Origin of the sequence: Deferrisoma camini S3R1, from assembly GCF_000526155.1 — a bacterium.
GTDB lineage: Bacteria > Desulfobacterota > Deferrisomatia > Deferrisomatales > Deferrisomataceae > Deferrisoma > Deferrisoma camini.
The window spans coordinates 305,874-321,759 of record NZ_JAFN01000001.1 but is presented as its reverse complement, the minus strand read 5'-3'; the positions used below and the strand labels follow the sequence as shown (position 1 = coordinate 321,759).

Below are 15,886 nucleotides of genomic sequence, written 5' to 3'. Positions count from 1 at the left end.
AGCCGCCACGCCCTACTCGATCTCGAACAGAACGTCCACATGGATCTCCGCCTCACGGCGTTCGAACGGCCACGACTCCACACTCTTCACCACCGCGTCCACGAACGGGGCATAGAGTTCCTGTTCCTCCCGGCTGGCCGGCGCCTTGAGCTGGGTCTTCACGATCCGTCCCGTCCGGTCGGTCCACACCCGGTACCACACCCGGCAGATCCCCTTCTGCAGCTCCCGGCGGTGGAACCGCAGGTCCGGGTACGAGATGGGGGGGTGAAGCTCCTCGATGGAGGTGGGCGGATACGAGACCACGGTGACCCGGATGCGGGGATCCAGGTATCCCTCCTCCCCCGGGCCGGCCCCGGCACCGCCCGGGCCCGCTCCCACGGCCTCCTGCTCCCCGGATGCCGCCCCCTGGTCCGCGCCCAGGGCCCTGCGCCGGGCCTCCAGCTCGGCCAGCACGGCGGACCACTCGTCCGGCTGGGGCTCGGGCGCCACCTGCGCCGGCCGCGGCGGAGCCGGGGGCCGGGGCTCGGCCCGGCTCTCGGCCACCGGAGCCCCGGGCCGTCGGACCTGGGGCTCGGGAAGGCCCGGCCGGGGCTGCACCCCTGCCGGCGGCCCAGGGGCGGGCGCCGGCAGGGACGCCGCGGGCGCCGGGGCGGCCCGCGCCGGCGTCGGCGCGGGCCGCGGGGCCGGTGCGGGCTTGGCCGCCCCCGTGCCCGGCCTGGGCGGGGGCTCGGGCCGGGGCGGAGGCGGCACGTAGGGCCGGACCCGCATGACCCGGCGGATCCGAGCCCTCTCGAGCACGGGCCGGTACGACACATCGGGCCCCCACAGCAGCAGGGCGTGCACCCCCAGCGCCAGCACCAGCCCCAGGGCGATCCCGAACCGGTGCAGCCGGGCGTCCCGGGGATCGGCGCCCGACCCGTGCCTCACCCACCGTCCCCCTTCTCGGGCACCGTGGGCAGCGCCACGTCGGTGACGCCGGCCTGGATCAGCTCGTCCATCACGTCCGCCACCCGGCCGTAGGGTACCCGCCGGTCGCTCCGGACCACCACGGGTCGTCGGGGGTTCCGGCGGCGGGCCTCCTTGACCCGCGGCCCCAGGTCCTGGAGCTCCACCGGCTCGCCGTCCAGGTGCACCGGCCCCTCGGCCGGGATCGTGATCACCATCTCCCGCACCTCCACCGGCTCCCCCACCTCGGTCTCGGGCAGCTCGATGAGGAGCCCCCGGTCCACGCTGAACACCGTGGTCAGCATGAAGAAGATGATCAGCAGGAACGCGATGTCGGCCATGGAGGCCATGGGGACGCCCTCGTCGTCCGGGGGGAGACGGCGCTTAAATCTCAAGGTACTCCCCTCCGATCTCGTAGCGGGCCAGGCTCTTGGCCTGCCGCTCCTCGGCCTCCTCCAGCGCCTCGAGGAACCGGATCGACCCTTCCTCCAGCTCCATCACGAACCGGTTCACCTTGCCCACGAACAGGGCGTGACAGAAGAAGGCCGGGATCGCCACCGCCAGGCCGGCGGCCGTGGTGATCAGGGCCTCGGAGATGCCCAGGGCCACGTTGGCGGGGTTGCCCAGCCCGGCCCGGCCCATGGCCTCGAACGCCTTGATCATGCCGGAGACCGTTCCGAAGAACCCCACCAGCGGAGCCGTCTTGGCCACGGCCTGAAGGAACACCAGCCCCCGCTCCAGCTTGGACACCTCCAGGTTCCCCCGGGCCTCGATCGCCTTCTCCACCTCGGTCCGGCCCCGCCGGATCCGCTCGAGGCCCGCGGCCAGGATCCGGGCCATGGCCCCCGTGCCCCGCCGGGCCATCTCGAGGGCCTCCTCGTACCGCTGCGCCTCCAGCGCCGCCGCGATCCGCGCCGTGAACGCCTCGGTGTCGGTCCGGGCCCGGTACAGCACGAGCAGCCGCTCCACGATCACGGCGAGCCCCGCCACCGACAGGGCGACGAGCACCCACATGGTCGGTCCGCCTTTTTGGAACAGTTCCCACATGTAAGGATCTCTCCTCTCGAGACGGCTGGGCGGCTTGGCAGCGAGGCGGCTGAAAATCTTCGGGATTCCAGCGTCACCGTCCGGGCCAGCCTGTGGGAGCGGCCTCCAGGCCGCGACACCTCTCCTGGCGGGCCTCCGGCCCGGATCGCGGCGGGCACGCCGCTCCCGCAGGCCCCAGCCCCGGGGGGCTTACCCTCGCAGGTGTCCCCGCCCAGCCGCCCAGCCGCCTAGCCGCCTAGCCGCCTAGCCTCTTTCAGTCGTACCGTGCGTGGCACGGGGTACACAGCTCGGCGAAGCTGGGCACCCGCCACCCCTTCTCCTCCCCGGCCCCCAGGGCGGCCTCGCCCTTCACCGCCCCCTTCTCGTGGGGATTGTGGCAGGTGGTGCACACCACCTGGTCCTCATGGAGGGGCAGCCGCACCCGGTGACGCTCCTCGTACGCCCGCAGCTTCTTGAGCATGGGCTCGGGCATCTCCACCAGGTGGTTGACGGTGGGGTGGGAGCCGGGGTCGTGGCACCCCATGCACAGCTCCACCGGCGAGTGCAGGAACTCGAGGGTTCCCGGCCCCTCCTCGCCGGGGCGGCGGCGGTGGCAGAACACGCAGCTCGTGCTCACCAGCCGGCCGTCGTCGGTGACCTGGTCGTGGGGGTTCAGGGCCCCCTCCCCGGCCCGGGGATGGCACCGGTAGCAGAAGTCGGTGGGGGTCACGTAGGGGCCGCCCCGGAGGAACCGGGGGTTCTTGGGGTCGATGTCCCCGCCGCACACTTCGTCGTGGCACGTGGAGCAGGTCAGCCGCCCCTTGTCGTCCAGCGGGAAGTCCTGGAAGTCCATGGGAAAGGTGCGCTCGGACGACGCCACCCCCACGGGGTGGATCTCCTCGTGGCCGCCGGTGTGGCACCGCACGCACCGGGCCGTGGCGTCGGGGTCCAGGAACACCACCTCCGTTTCGGGCTCGGGCTCGCCCGGGTGGCAGGCCCGGCAGCCGGCCCGGTTGCCGTGGACGAAGCTCGCCCGGCTCTTGGCGGCGAAGACGAGGTAGGCCTTCCGCACCACGGCCGGCCCCACGTCCTGTTCGTGCATGTCGTGGCAGGTGGCGCAGGTGGCCTCCCCGTCCACCAAGGGCAGGCCGGCGGATTCGAAGTCCGCCGTCGCGTCCGCGGCCTCGGCCAGCACGGTGGGGTGGCGCACGGCAGCCTCCGGGTGGCACAGGCCGCAGGCCGACGCAACCTCGCCGCGGCCCACCGCGCCGCCGTCCAGCGTGCGGAAGGTCATGGCCTCGGGCGGGGTTTGGTTGGGGTCCTGGAGGTGGCAGAACAGGCAGGCGATACCGGTGTGGGGGTTCTTGGGCCGCTCGGCCACGGCGGCGGGGGCGCCGGCCTCCAGCCGGGAGCGCGCCGCCTCCAACCCCTCGTCGTCGGGCGACACCACCACGAAGAACCGGAAGTTCTCGTCCTTGTGGCACACCCGGCAGGTCTTGGGCAGCAGGTCGTGGGCCGGATCGGAGGGCTCCACCAGGCGGTACGACACCGGCCCGGCCCGGGCGGGCGACCAGCAGGCGACAGCCAGACACACGACGGCCAGGAGCGTTCTCATCCGGCGCGGTTCCTCACGGGAGGGAACGTCCGCCGTCGCCCCTGGCCTCGGGTCCCGAAACAAGAATCGGCGAGGGAAGAATGGTCGGGACGACTGGATTCGAACCAGCGACCTTCTGCTCCCGAAGCAGACGCGCTACCAGACTGCGCCACGTCCCGACGCTTCCGCTCACCGTCGTCTCCGGCGAACGCCGGAAGGCGGATTCTAACCACAACGTCCCTTCCGTTTCAAGCTCTGCGCGCGTCCCTCCCCACCCCAACGCGTACATGGGCCGCCGTCAGGCCCCCTTCGGTGTCCACCAACAGATATCGGGCCGCATCCCCGCCCCCCGCACGGCCCGGGTTCAGAAGCGCCCGGTCCCCGATCCGGCGGGCCAGGGGTTCGTGGGTGTGCCCCACCAGGAGCACGTCGGCCTCCACAACCTCGAACGCCGCCTGCAGCTGCTCCTCCGGCGTCGCCCCGTCCAGGGGTTGCCAGGCAGGGCTCCGGGGGTCGGCGTGGCAGAACGCCAGGCGCGTGTCCCCGTCTTGTACCTGGATCCACGCCGGAAGTTTCTCCGCGTAGGAACGGACCTCGGCCGGGGCGTCGGCCAAGGGCTCGTCGGCCTCTCCCCGCACGGCCACCACACCGGCCTCGCCCAGGCGGGCGACGAGGGCCGCGTCGTCGGGGCCGCCCAGGGCGTCGCCCAGCAGGAACACGGCCTCGGCGCCCCGGCGGGCCGCATCGTCCAGGATCGCATCGAGGGCCCCGAGGTCGCCGTGGAGGTCCGCCAGGACCGCGATCCTCACCCAGGCTCCCCCTTCAGATGCCGCAGGGCGTCCATGCCGGCCACCGCCCCGTCCCCCACGGCCGTGGCCACCTGGTGGAACCGGCGGCGCCGCACGTCGCCCACCGCGTACACCCCGGGCACGCTGGTCTCGCAGTCCTCCCCCACCACCACGTAACCCTGGTCGTCCAGGTCCACCACCCCCTGCAGGAAGTCCGTGCCCGGCCGCTTGCGGCCCGAGAAGATGAACACCCCGTCCACCGCGAGGTCGCGCATCCGGCCGCTCGAGCGATCCTCGATCCGAAGGCCCGTGACCCCTTGCTCGTCGGCCAGCACCTCCACGGGCCGGGCCCGGGTCACCACCTCCACGTGGGGGTGCGCCAGCAGCTCCCGACGCAGGTCGCTGGTGGGCTTCAGCTCGGCGCCGGGGATCACCAGGTACAGGGGCTCTGCGAACCGGCTCAGGAAATGGGCCTCCTCCATGGCCCAGTCGCTCGCGCCCACCAGGGCCACGGGCCGGCCCCGGTACAGGGCGCCGTCGCAGGTGGCGCAGTAGGACACGCCCCGGCCCAGGTACTCCTCCTCGCCCGGGATGCCCAGGCGCTGGACCAGCCCGGTGGCCACCACCACGACCCGGGCCTGGAACGGGAACCCGGACACCACCACCTCCTTGGCCCCGTCGCGGTCCACCCGAAGCGCCTCGACCCGGCCGAACTGGATCTCCAGCCCGAACTTCCGGGCCTGCTGCTCCATGCGGTCGATCAGGTCCCGGCCGCTCAGGCCGTCGGGAAACCCCGGGTAGTTCTCCACGTGGGAGGTCTGGGCGATCTGGCCCCCCAGGAGCGCTTGCTCCAACAGCAGGGTCTTGCGGCCCGCCCGGGCCAGGTACATGCCGGCGGTCAGCCCGCCCGGCCCTCCCCCGATCACGATGGCGTCGTACGCTGCACTCATGGTCCCTTCCAGTAACTTCGGTCGTCGGTCTACGGTCAACGGTCGTCGGTCTGGGGCCTTCGGCCCGCTGGGCGGCTGGGCAGCAGGGCGGCCAGGCGGCCCTCGGACCGCGCCAAAGCTCGGGGGCATGAGGAGCAGGCGTCAGAGGACAGATGTCAGTGGACGGGTCGTGGTCCCACGACACCGCTTTGGCCACAGTGTCTTTGCCCTTCTTCTGGCTCCTGTCCCCTGAATTCTGGCCCCTGAAACCCATGCCCCGCCGCCGGCAAAGGTCCGGCGGGCATGGGGTCTGCCGGAGAGCCGCGTGCGGCTCCGGTTCACCTTTCCGGGTTTGCGGCCCGGTACTCGTTGGCGAAGGCCCGGGCCAGGTCCCGGACCGTCCGGAGCACGGCGTCGGGGGCCCGGCCGCTCATCTGGGCGAGCACCGCCGTGCGCCGCCAGGTCGCGGCCCGCGACGCGCCGCCCCGGGCCAACCCCACCTCCTCCTCCAGGGCCAGCTCCACCGCGCACGCGAACATGCCTGCGCCCCTGAGCTCCGTGGCCCACACCCGCGCCACCAGCCCGGGCCCGGCACCCGTGCCGGTCCGGATGCCGGCGGCCTCCATCTCCTCGCGCACGGCCCGGGCCAACGCCTCCTCCGTGAGGCCCCGTCGGGCCAGCGCAGCGGGAACCTCGGCCGCGGTCACGCCGGGCGGTTCAAGACCCCGCAGGGGTTGGCCCCAAGCCGGGACCGCCATCCACACCCACACCGCCCACGCCAGCAGAACCCCGCGTCCCATCGGCGCCCCTCCTTTCCTCGGTGGCCAGATACACCGTCTGGGTGGGAAACGCGAACTCCACCCCGGCCTCGGCGAACACCCGCTGGATGCCGTGGAGCACCTGGTTGCCGTACCGGAGCGAGGCGGCCCAGTCGGGCAGGTGGGCCTGGAACCACACCCGGATCACCTTGGAGTACCGGTCCAGGCGATCCAGGTAGATCCAGCACATCTGGGGGTTCACCTCGGGCAGCCCCAGCACGTGGGCCCGCAGCCGCTCCACCAGGTCCTGGAGGCGTTCCGGATCCACGTCGTAGGGCACGTCCAGGTCCCACTTGTACATGAACTTGGTCCGGCCGAAGTAGTTCTTGACCGCGCCCTTGACGAAGTCGGCGTTGGGAAGGGACACGGTGGTCATGTCGGAGAAGAGCTCCAGGTAGGTCCGGAACAGCCCGATCTTCGTCACCGTGCCCGACCACGGGCCGAAGGCGATGAAGTGGCCCTCGTCGAAGATGCCGGTCCCATAGATGTACAGCCGCCCCACCAGGTTCGCCAGGGGCTCCTTGACCGCCACCACCAGCGCGATGCCGCCGATGCCTAGGCTGGCCCAGATCGCCTTCAGGTCCACCCCCAGATTCGAGAGCACCGTGAGCAGACCCAGGATCCACAGGACCATGGTGGAGATCTCGCGGACTTGCTTCTCCACCCGGACCACGGTGCGACGCCGTTCCTCCAGGTCGTCCACGGCCTGGGCCTCGAGCCGTTCCACGTAGGCCCGCCCCCCCAGCTCCACCAGGCCCTGCACGAACCGGATCGCGATCGCGAAGAAGAGCACCAGGGCCACCACCAGCAGGCCCCGGTCGATCCATCCGGAGAACGGCTCGGCCACGGCCAGGTTCGACTTGGCCAGCCACAGCCCCCCCAGGAGCGCCAGGTGCACGGCCGGCGCGAGCACCCGGCCCACCAGCAGGTCGTCGAGCCGGGTGCGGCTCTTCTCGGCCCACCGGCCAAAGTAGCGCTCGAGCACGAACCGGCCCACGCGGCCCACCACGACCGCTGCGATCACCAGGCCGGCGGAGACCAGGTAGTCTTTGACGGTGTTTCCGAGAACGGTGGTGCTCCAAAGGTCCATGGGGATCCGGCCGGGGTGGGGGGGGTGGGAGACCAATGGAGATTTGTACCGGAAAGCGGCCGCAACGTCCAGGAGCCCCCGACTCATACCGAGTTGCGGTCAAAGCCATCAGACCCCTGAACCGGCGGGGCAAGGGGCCTGGTGGAGCGCCGGGCGTGGCTCCTACAGTCGCTGCACCCGGCACTCAGCCGATGTTTGCCTCGCGACAAGCCCGAACATGCCTTGTCAACGTTCGTTTTTCCAGCGCCCAAGGAGCATAGGGCTGAGTGCCGGGTGCGGCGTAAGTCGGATGCTGCACTCACGCACGGCCGGAACCAGGCCCCTTGCCCCGCCCCCCCGGATGGATCTTGCTTTGAACGCAACTTGGTATAAGGGGCTGCGCCCGGCTCTCCGGCAGGCCCCATCGGTTCAGGGGTCCGAGGGCCTTCAGCGCAACGTGGCATTACCCCCGGTCCCGTTGCACCCTCCGGGCGATGGGCACGTCCGCCTCGGGCATGGGGAACGAAAGGAGCTCGTCCGGGCGGGCCCAAAGCACCTGCTGGCCGTGGAGACCCCGGGGCTCCCCCGAGACCAGGCGGCAGGCGTAGGCGGTCATGCGGACGGCGATGTGGGGGTAGCGGTGCTTCACCGTGAGCAGAGCCTCGCCCACCTCGACCTTGATCCCCAGCTCCTCGTGGAGCTCCCGGGCCAAGGCCGCCTCGGGCGCCTCCCCGGGCTCCACCTTGCCTCCCGGGAATTCCCAGAGCCCCTGGTGGGCGCCCGAGGGGCGGCGGGCCAGAAGTACGTGCCCGTCGCCCCGGCGAAGGACGGCCGCGACCACGGGCACCCAGGGGTAACTTCGGTCGTCGGTCATCGGTCAGGGCCTTCGGCCCGCTGGAAAAAGCTAGAAAGCTAGTTCTACTTTGTCAGATTCGCCGAGGCCTTGGCAAAGAGCGGGTCCGGAAGTATAGTAGCTCTGGGATTCATCGTAACACTTTGAAATAAAAGGAGGATTAGAATGATTACTAAATCGGAACTGACTAGGTAATAATTCTTCTAATCTAGCCAGCTCCCCTCACCCCCTCGCGGAGTTGGAGCACGACCTGGATCGGTTCACAGCACGCTACCGATCGCATTTCACCTCTCGTACCCGCTCGTGCGTGAAGGCCGCCGAGGCGTATTTTGCCGGCTTGGCGCAAGCCCGGAAGCGAAACATGGAGCGCATCGCAGAAGTCGTTCCGGACGCCGACGACCAACGCCTGCAGCATTTTGTGTCGTACTCCCCGTGGGATCACCGCGAGGTGATCGACCATGTGGCCCGTGACGCCGACCGGTTGTTGGGAGGCTCCCCCAACACGTGTCTGATCGTGGACGAAAGTGGGTTCCCCAAGAAGGGCGACCGATCGGTTGGCGTTGCGCGCCAGTGGTGTGGGCGCCTGGGCAAGGTGGAGAACTGCCAGGTGGGCGTGTTTGCCGCCCTGGCCCGCGACGGGGAGGTGACGCTCACCGATGCACGGCTGTACCTGCCGAAGGCGTGGGCCGAGGATTCGGCCCGGTGCAAGCGGGCGAAGGTTCCGGAAGCCGAGCGGGGGTATCGCACCAAACCGGAACTGGCCTTGGAGATGGTTCGGCACGCCCGGCGCCTGGGGGTGGAGTTCGCCTGGGTGGGGGCAGATTCGTTCTACGGGGCCGACCCGAAGTTCCTGCGGGGGTTGGACGCCGACGGGGAAGTGTTCGTGGTGGATGTGAAGGCGTCCCAGCGGATCTACCTGGAGGATCCTCGGCCCCAGGTACCCCCGCGGCGCAGTGCGCGTGGGAGAGCGCCCCAACGGCCTCGGGCGCAGGGGCCGGAACCGATCCGGGTGGATGCGTGGGTGCGCAACCAACCGGGGGAGGCCTGGCGGCGTTTGTCGTATCGGGACTCCACGAAGGGCCCACTGTGGGTGGAGGTGCTTCACCGCAGAGTGTGGGTGTGGGACGGGCGGGAGTCCAAGGCCCACTGCTGGCACCTGATTGTGCGGCGCTCGGTGCGCAACCCGGGGGAGATCAAGTACACGCTGAGCAACGCGCCGGAGCAGACGTCGGTGCGGCGATTGGCGTACATGCAGGGGCAGCGCTATTGGGTGGAGCGAAGCCTGCAGGAGGCCAAGAGCGAAGTGGGCATGGCCGAGTATCAGGTGCGGTTGTGGCAGGGGTGGCATCACCACATGGCGATGGTGCTGATGGCGTTGTTGTTCTTGTTGGAGGCACGCCGAAAGCATCGTGGTGCGTTCCCCTTGTTGAGCGCGCGCGACGTGCGGGAAGTGCTCAGCGTTTTGCTGCCGCGCGCGAACGCGACACTGGAAGACGCCTTGGCGCAGATGGCCCGACGTCACCGGCGAAGGGCATCCGCGATGGCATCGCACACCAGAAAAGCCAATCAAAGCCAAGCGTTATGAAAATCTGACAAAGCAGAACTAGTTTCCAGTTTCTAGTCTCTAGCCGGCCCCGCAGGGGCCTTCCCCGCTCACGTGCGCAGCTCCGGCAGGTCCTTGAAGTAGTCCAGGGCCTCGGGGTTGGCCAGGGCGTCGCGGTTCTTCACCTCCTCGCCGTGCACGATCTTGGTGACCGCGATCTCCACCTTCTTGCCGTTCAGGGTCCGGGGGATGTCGGGCACCTGGATCACCTTGGCCGGCACGTGGCGCGGGGTGCAGTTGGTGCGGATCTGGGTCTTGATCTTCTTGACCAGGGCCTCGTCCAGGGTGAGCCCGGGCCGGAGCACCACGAACAGGATCACCCGGACGTCGTCCTCCCAGTTCTGGCCGATGACCAGGGAGTCCACCACCTCGTCTAGGGCCTCCACCTGGCGGTAGATCTCGGCGGTGCCGATCCGGACCCCGCCCGGGTTCAGGGTGGCGTCGGAGCGGCCGTACACGATCACCCCGCCCCGGGGCGTGATCTCGATGTAGTCGCCGTGGCGCCACACCCCGGGGAAGTACCGGAAGTAGGCGTCCAGGTACTTCTCGTTGCCCGGGTCGTTCCAGAAGTAGATCGGCATCGAGGGGAACGGCGCCGTGCACACCAGCTCGGCCTTCTCGCCCACCACCGGCTTGCCCTCGTCGGTCCAGGCCTCCACCTTCATGCCCAGGCCCCGCTTCTGGATCTCGCCCGCGTACACCGGGTCGATGGGGGAGCCCAGCATGAAGCACGAGATGATGTCGGTGCCGCCGCTGATCGAGGCGAGCTGGAGGTCCTTCTTGACCTCGTCGTACACCCACTCGAACCCGTCCTCGGACAGGGGCGAGCCCGTGGAGCACACCGTGCGCAGGGCGGACAGGTCGAAATCCCGGCCCGGGTGCACGTCGGACTTCTGACACAGGCTGATGTACTTGGCGCTGGTGCCGAACACCGAGAGCCCCTGCTCCTCGGCCATCTTCCACAACACGTTCATGTCGGGGTGGGCCGGGCTGCCGTCGTAGAGCACGACCTTGGCCCCCACGAACAGGGCGCTCACCAACCAGTTCCACATCATCCACCCGCAGGTGGTGAAGTAGAAGATGGCGTCTCCGGGCTTGAGATCGGTGTGGAGGATATGCTCCTTGGCGTGCTGGAGCAGGGTGCCGCCCGCGCCGTGCACGATGCACTTGGGCACGCCCGTGGTGCCCGAGGAGTACATGATGTAGAGGGGGTGGTCGAACGGAAGCTGGGCGAACTCCACGTCGGCGGCGTCGTTGGCGAGCGCGTCGGCCCACAGCACCCCCTTGCCGCCCAGAACCGAGAGGTCGGGACTGTCGGACACGAACGGCACCACCACGATCCTCTCCACCGCCGGGATCTCCCGGGCCACCTCGGCCACCCGGGCCAGGGAGTCGAAGGCCTTGCCGTTGTAGAAGTACCCGTCGCAGGTCACCAGCACCTTGGGCTCGATCTGGCCGAACCGGTCCATCACTCCCTTGAACCCGAAGTCCGGGCTGCACGAGGACCAGATCGCGCCCATGCTGGTGGCCGCCAGCATGGCCACCACGGTCTCGATCCGGTTCGGCATGAACCCGGCCACCCGGTCCCCCTCCCGCACCCCGGCCTCCCTCAGGAACCGGGCCATGCGGGCCACCATCCCGTACAGCTCGGCGTAGGTGACGCGGGAGTGCTCCTCGCCCCCCTCGCGCACGAACACCAGGGCGGGCCGGTCGTCCCGGTGGCGCAGCAGGTTCTCGGCGAAGTTGAGCCGGGCGCCCCGGAACCACTTGGCCCCGGGCATCACCGGGTTTTCGAGCACGGCCTCGTAGGGGGTGGAGTGGCGGATGCCCACGAACTTCCACACGCTCTCCCAAAACGCCGGGATATCGCGGACGGACCACGCGTACAGGTCGTCGTAGGTCTTGCAGTCCAGCCCGTGCTGCTCGTTCACCCACCGCATGAACCGGGTGAGGTTGGCCTGCTCGATCCGCTCGGGAGACGGGGTCCACAACAGCTTTGCCATGGCGGGGTTCCTCCTGTTCGGGGGCAGGGATCAGGGTCCGAAGGATCGGATCATGGTAAACGAAGTTTGACGATAACCAAACCCCCGGCCGGTAGCAAGGGGGAAAGGATCTCCCCCGGCGCCTTCCCGTTGACAACGCTCCGGCCCGGCGCTATCGAAGTGGACGGCTGGCACGTTGGGACGCAAGAAGGAGCATGCGGCATGAGCGGTCGGAACCAAGCCACGCCCCTGCCCCCTTCTTCCACGGGCCCGTTTCGGTGGCCCCCCTGGTACCGCGCCCTCAAGCGGTTCGAGCGGCCCGACCCCTGGGTCGCGACGTGGCAGGTGGCCAACACCTTGATCCCCTACCTGGCCCTGTGGGCTCTGATGATCCGCTCCGTCCAGGGGGGCTACTCCTATGTCGTGACCCTGCTGCTGGCCGTGCCGACGGCCGGGCTCCTGGTGCGGCTGTTCATCCTGTTCCACGACTGCGCGCACGACTCGTTCTTCGGCTCCAAGGCGGCCAACACGGTGCTGGGCTACGTGTGCGGCGCCCTGGCGTTCACCCCGCTGGAGGACTGGCGGTTCACCCACCTCAAGCACCACGGCACCTACGCCAACCTCGACGCCCGGGGCGTGGGCGACATCACCACCTTGACCCTTGAGGAGTATCGGAGCGCCCCCCGGGCCGCGCGGCTCCGGTACCGGCTCTACCGCAACCCCCTGATCCTGTTCGGGGTGGGACCGCTGTTCCACTTCCTGGTCCGTCAGCGCTGGCCGAGCCGGGCCGTGAGCCGCAGGGCCCGGCGCAGCGTGTGGATCACCAACGCCCTCATCGCCGGCATCGCGGCCGCGGCCGCGGCCACGATCGGGCTTCGGACCTACCTGCTCATCCAGGTGCCGGTGCTTTGGCTCGCCGGGGTGGGCGGGGTGTGGCTGTTCTACGTGCAGCACCAGTTCGAGGGCGTGTACTGGGCCCGGCGGCGCGACTGGAACCCCCTGCGGGCCGCGTTCGACGGGAGCTCGTTCTACGACCTGCCGCCCGTGCTCCGATGGTTCTCCGGGAACATCGGCTACCACTTCATCCACCACCTGCGGCCCCGCATCCCCAACTACCGCCTGAAGGCCTGCTACGAGGCCGTGCCGGAACTGCGCTCCAAGAAACCCCTGACCCTCCGCGACAGCCTCCGCACTCCCCGGCTCAAGCTCTGGGACGAGGAGCACCAGCGGCTCGTGGGCTTCCCGCCCCTACTGGACGACCTGGGGGCGTAGGAAGCTCGTGGACCTGCTCGTGGACAAAGATGGAGACGGGGCCACGGACTTCACCGTTCACACCACCTGGGACGAGCTCGAAGGGGCGTGATCGCTGTGCAGCAGACACTCCAGGCACAACGAGGGCCCCTTTCGGGGCCCTCTCTTTCGCCCGGGAACCTCCGCCGCCCGTCTGCGAGGCCGCGCTGGCGGAAGGGGGGAGGATCTCAGAGCTGAGCGAGCAGCCTCGCGCACTTGTCCGCGACGGTGTAGGACGACTCGTCCGAACCGGGCATGGTGGCCCACCCCTGATTCTTCACGAACTCGGCCCTTCCCCACAGCTCCAACTTCTTCATGTCCTCGAGGCGCTCGTCCTTGTCCGGGTCCTGGAGGAACTGGGCGACGCAGATGGGCGCCAGGCTGTCGGCAACAGCGGTGTCGGCCATGTCCCTGGCCATCTTCTCCGCGGTTGCACCCCTTACCCAACCACCGACCCCGAAGCCGATGATCGACACGGCGATCGCCCCACCCACGGCGCCCCACAAACAAAGCTTTGCCTTTCCCTTCCAATCAGTTCGTTCGTTTTCCTTCCAATCCATTTGGTCGCCTCCTGGCGGGGTGGTCGTTGACAGAAACAAACAAGAAAACAAAGACTGCAAAGGCCGGCCTGCCGCCCTTCGTGCAGCCACAAAAAAAGGGAGACGCTGAACCAACGCTCCCCGAGGTCTCCCCGTTATCGGCTCTATGCTGCCGTACATACTAGCACCCAAACAGCAACTGTCAAGCGATATTACACAAAAAACCTCATTGCAGACGATACTTTTTTATGAAAACGTGTCTTTTTTCATAGCGACGGACAAGTCGAAGTCCATGAAAGCCCACAGGAAAACAGAGAGGCCCGCTCCATCACCTGCTCGAAAGGCGGCGGCCGGATTTCGGGAGGGGGCCGGACCTGGGTGGTCACGCGGGTCGGCAATCGCACGGGCGGCTTGGGGACGAGGCGGCCGAAGCCTCGGGCCTGCGTTTTCGTAGGACGCCTCGGTGGAGGCCTTTTCTCGCTTGACACCTCGGGAATCGATCGGGTAGCGTACCGGCCGCCCTGGGGGGCGTGTTCCGTGTGGTTCGTTTCCATGGGGCCTGCCGCGATCCCCACAAAAGGAGGAGAAGCCATGAGAAAGCTGCTCGTCGCCGCTGTCGCCGTGGTTCTGGCCGCTCCGGCTGCCTGGGCCTACGGTCCCCACGACCCGAACTGCGTGGAGTGCCACTCCATCCACTACGCCAAGGGCCGGGCGATCCTGGCCGTGGCCCCCAATACGGCGGAGAAGAACCCTGCCACCGGCAAGAACGCCGCGGACGACGCCGCCCTGTGCCTCGGCTGCCACAACGAGGACGAGGGTATCATCCCGATCCACCTGGCCCAGACCCACCCCGTGGGCATGAAGCCCAAGAAGGTGAAGGTGCCGGCCGATCTCCTCCGCAAGGACGGCACCCTGGGGTGCACCAGCTGCCACAACCCCCACCCCTCGAACCCCAACTACAAGTACCTGAGGGGCACCGTGGCCAAGGGCAGCGAGCTGGGCAAGTTCTGCGCCATCTGCCACGGCGACAAGGTGGACAAGGGCGCCTTCGCCAAGGCCCCGTCCAAGAAAAAGTAGACCCGGCCCGACCGGAAAGCATGGCACCCCAAAGGAGGGCTTCGGCCCTCCTTTTTTCTTTGCCGCTGCCGGCTGTCGCGGGGGCCTGGCATCGGGCCCGGCTCCCCTGCTACGCTTGGCCCCTCGGCCGTGTGTGAGGGGGGCGGCAGCCTGCCGAGGAGGAGATCCGTTGCCCCAGAAGAACCGCACCGTGAAGAGCCTCCGCCAGCACCGGGACTCGGAGGTGGAGTTCGTGGACCTGTTCCGGCTGGGAGCCCTGTCGAGCGCGGTGAGCTCGCGGGGCGACCGGTACCTGCGCCTCACCCTCGAGGACCGCACCGGCGCCATCGAGGGGTTCGTGTGGCAGGACGTGGAGCTCTACGAGAAGGCGGCCACCCCCGGAGACGTGGTGGAGGTGAGCGCCCGGCTCCGGACCCATCGGGGCCGGCCCCAGCTCCACGTCACGTGGCTCCGGCGCCTGGACGAGGACGAGCGGGCGCAGGTGGACATGGCCGACCTCCGGCCCGGTCTGGACCGCGACACCGTGGCAGCCTGCTGGAAGCGGGTGGAGGCGGCCGTGGCCGAGATCGGCCACCCGGCCCTGCGGCAGCTGGTCCGGGCCTATCTGGATGACCCGGCGTTCCGCAGGGTGTTCGAGGAGTCGCGCGCCGCCAAGTCCATGCATCACGCGTACGCCGGGGGGCTCCTGGAGCACACGGCCACCGTGCTCGATCTGGTCCGGGCGGTGGCCGGGGTGTACGGCGCCGGGCTGAACCGCGACCTGCTGGTGGCCGGTGCGTTTCTCCACGACGTGGCCAAGATCCACGAGTTCGAGGACGTGAGCGGCGAGTACACGGACGCGGGCCGGCTGGTGGGTCACATCGGCCTTGGCGTGGCCGAGATCGACCGACGCACCCGGGAGATCCCGGGGTTTCCCGAGGATCTGAGGCTCCACCTCATGCACCTTGTGCTGGCCCACCACGAGCGGGCGGACTGGGGCTCGCCGGTGAAGCCCCAGACCCTGGAGGCCCTGGTTCTCCACCACCTCGACCTGCTGGATGCGCGGGTGGGCGGCGCCCTGTCCTGGATCGATCAGGAGGGGGTCGCGCCCGGTCAGTGGACCGGGTTCTGGCGGGGCGGGGAAACCCAGCTCCAACGGACCCCAGCCTTCGAGACCCAGCCCCCGGCGGTACCGTCGATGCAGGAGATCGAGCAACAGATGCTCCGGGCATCGAACGACCAGGACGAGCCCACCGAGGAGGCCGAGGCCGGGCCGACCGCGCCTTCCCCCAAGTCCGCCCGTCAGACCACCCTGTTCTGAACTTCGGTCGTTGGTCGCTGGTCGTTGGTTTTGGGGCCTTCGGCCCGTTGGGCGGCTTCCGAGTTGTCGCCCA

The 15,886-nt window shown here is 69.2% G+C and carries 15 protein-coding genes and 1 tRNA gene; 4 read left to right on the top strand and 12 right to left on the bottom strand.

What is annotated here, in order from left to right; genetic code table 11:
* Positions 1-12: 12 nt before the first annotated feature.
* From DEFCA_RS20115 to DEFCA_RS0101335, 10 genes are all read right to left on the bottom strand, one after another.
* Complete coding sequence (locus DEFCA_RS20115; RefSeq protein ID WP_025321260.1) at positions 13-927, bottom strand: hypothetical protein; 915 nt, start codon at positions 925-927, stop codon at positions 13-15.
* Complete coding sequence (locus DEFCA_RS0101375) at positions 924-1,340, bottom strand: ExbD/TolR family protein (protein WP_169709399.1); 417 nt, start codon at positions 1,338-1,340, stop codon at positions 924-926. Before DEFCA_RS0101375 ends, DEFCA_RS20115 begins: the two co-directional genes overlap by 4 nt.
* Positions 1,330-1,992: a MotA/TolQ/ExbB proton channel family protein gene (locus tag DEFCA_RS0101370; RefSeq protein ID WP_025321258.1), complete on the bottom strand. Its 663-nt coding sequence runs from the start codon at positions 1,990-1,992 to the stop codon at positions 1,330-1,332. Before DEFCA_RS0101370 ends, DEFCA_RS0101375 begins: the two co-directional genes overlap by 11 nt.
* 253 nt (positions 1,993-2,245) lie before the next feature.
* Positions 2,246-3,586, bottom strand: coding sequence for a cytochrome c3 family protein (locus DEFCA_RS0101365; RefSeq protein WP_025321257.1), 1,341 nt, complete (start codon positions 3,584-3,586; stop codon positions 2,246-2,248).
* 81 nt (positions 3,587-3,667) lie between these two features.
* Positions 3,668-3,744, bottom strand: a tRNA-Pro gene (locus tag DEFCA_RS0101360).
* Between the two features lie 69 nt (positions 3,745-3,813).
* Positions 3,814-4,374, bottom strand: a complete 561-nt coding sequence (locus tag DEFCA_RS0101355) for a metallophosphoesterase family protein (protein WP_025321256.1) — start codon at positions 4,372-4,374, stop codon at positions 3,814-3,816.
* On the bottom strand, positions 4,371-5,303 hold the full coding sequence (locus DEFCA_RS0101350; protein WP_025321255.1) for an NAD(P)/FAD-dependent oxidoreductase: 933 nt from the start codon (positions 5,301-5,303) through the stop codon (positions 4,371-4,373). The genes DEFCA_RS0101355 and DEFCA_RS0101350 overlap by 4 nt, the downstream gene beginning before the upstream one ends.
* Before the next feature lie 317 nt (positions 5,304-5,620).
* A complete protein-coding gene (locus tag DEFCA_RS0101345; RefSeq protein ID WP_025321254.1) occupies positions 5,621-6,082 on the bottom strand; it encodes a hypothetical protein in 462 nt (153 codons plus the stop codon).
* Complete coding sequence (locus tag DEFCA_RS0101340) at positions 6,000-7,190, bottom strand: mechanosensitive ion channel family protein (RefSeq protein ID WP_025321253.1); 1,191 nt, start codon at positions 7,188-7,190, stop codon at positions 6,000-6,002. Before DEFCA_RS0101340 ends, DEFCA_RS0101345 begins: the two co-directional genes overlap by 83 nt.
* A gap of 442 nt (positions 7,191-7,632) precedes the next feature.
* Complete coding sequence (locus DEFCA_RS0101335) at positions 7,633-8,043, bottom strand: (deoxy)nucleoside triphosphate pyrophosphohydrolase (protein WP_025321252.1); 411 nt, start codon at positions 8,041-8,043, stop codon at positions 7,633-7,635.
* Between the two features lie 217 nt (positions 8,044-8,260).
* Between DEFCA_RS0101335 and DEFCA_RS0101330 the strand changes: the two genes are divergently transcribed.
* Positions 8,261-9,607 (top strand): IS701 family transposase, encoded by a 1,347-nt coding sequence (locus DEFCA_RS0101330; protein ID WP_084318607.1) that lies wholly within the window; start codon positions 8,261-8,263, stop codon positions 9,605-9,607.
* A 68-nt stretch (positions 9,608-9,675) separates the two neighbouring features.
* Here the strand turns inward: DEFCA_RS0101330 and DEFCA_RS0101325 are convergent, their stop codons facing one another.
* A complete protein-coding gene (locus DEFCA_RS0101325) occupies positions 9,676-11,628 on the bottom strand; it encodes an acetoacetate--CoA ligase (protein ID WP_025321250.1) in 1,953 nt (650 codons plus the stop codon).
* Positions 11,629-11,829: 201 nt separating this feature from the next.
* Here DEFCA_RS0101325 and DEFCA_RS0101320 point away from each other — a divergent pair, with 201 nt between their 5' ends.
* Positions 11,830-12,879 carry a fatty acid desaturase gene (locus tag DEFCA_RS0101320; protein ID WP_025321249.1) on the top strand — a complete coding sequence of 350 codons (1,050 nt, stop codon included), beginning with the start codon at positions 11,830-11,832 and terminating at the stop codon, positions 12,877-12,879.
* A 206-nt stretch (positions 12,880-13,085) separates the two neighbouring features.
* Here the strand turns inward: DEFCA_RS0101320 and DEFCA_RS22730 are convergent, their stop codons facing one another.
* Positions 13,086-13,316, bottom strand: a complete 231-nt coding sequence (locus DEFCA_RS22730; RefSeq protein WP_245693410.1) for a hypothetical protein — start codon at positions 13,314-13,316, stop codon at positions 13,086-13,088.
* A gap of 711 nt (positions 13,317-14,027) precedes the next feature.
* On the opposite strand from DEFCA_RS22730, the gene DEFCA_RS0101305 reads away from it, so the two are divergent.
* Together DEFCA_RS0101305 and DEFCA_RS0101300 are read left to right on the top strand one after the other, a co-directional pair.
* Positions 14,028-14,513 (top strand): cytochrome c3 family protein, encoded by a 486-nt coding sequence (locus DEFCA_RS0101305; protein WP_025321247.1) that lies wholly within the window; start codon positions 14,028-14,030, stop codon positions 14,511-14,513.
* 169 nt (positions 14,514-14,682) lie between these two features.
* Positions 14,683-15,813: a 3'-5' exoribonuclease YhaM family protein gene (locus tag DEFCA_RS0101300; RefSeq protein ID WP_025321246.1), complete on the top strand. Its 1,131-nt coding sequence runs from the start codon at positions 14,683-14,685 to the stop codon at positions 15,811-15,813.
* The last annotated feature ends 73 nt before the right edge of the window (positions 15,814-15,886 follow it).

Coding starts and splice junctions, on each gene's coding strand:
- DEFCA_RS0101350 (WP_025321255.1), bottom strand. CDS start 5,303: ATGAGTGCAGCGTACGACGCCATCGTGATCGGGGGAGGGCCGGGCGGG.
- DEFCA_RS0101320 (WP_025321249.1), top strand. CDS start 11,830: ATGAGCGGTCGGAACCAAGCCACGCCCCTGCCCCCTTCTTCCACGGGC.
- DEFCA_RS0101345 (WP_025321254.1), bottom strand. CDS start 6,082: ATGGGACGCGGGGTTCTGCTGGCGTGGGCGGTGTGGGTGTGGATGGCG.
- DEFCA_RS0101305 (WP_025321247.1), top strand. CDS start 14,028: ATGAGAAAGCTGCTCGTCGCCGCTGTCGCCGTGGTTCTGGCCGCTCCG.
- DEFCA_RS0101325 (WP_025321250.1), bottom strand. CDS start 11,628: ATGGCAAAGCTGTTGTGGACCCCGTCTCCCGAGCGGATCGAGCAGGCC.
- DEFCA_RS0101335 (WP_025321252.1), bottom strand. CDS start 8,043: ATGACCGACGACCGAAGTTACCCCTGGGTGCCCGTGGTCGCGGCCGTC.
- DEFCA_RS0101370 (WP_025321258.1), bottom strand. CDS start 1,992: ATGTGGGAACTGTTCCAAAAAGGCGGACCGACCATGTGGGTGCTCGTC.
- DEFCA_RS22730 (WP_245693410.1), bottom strand. CDS start 13,316: ATGGCCAGGGACATGGCCGACACCGCTGTTGCCGACAGCCTGGCGCCC.
- DEFCA_RS0101365 (WP_025321257.1), bottom strand. CDS start 3,586: ATGAGAACGCTCCTGGCCGTCGTGTGTCTGGCTGTCGCCTGCTGGTCG.
- DEFCA_RS0101340 (WP_025321253.1), bottom strand. CDS start 7,190: ATGGACCTTTGGAGCACCACCGTTCTCGGAAACACCGTCAAAGACTAC.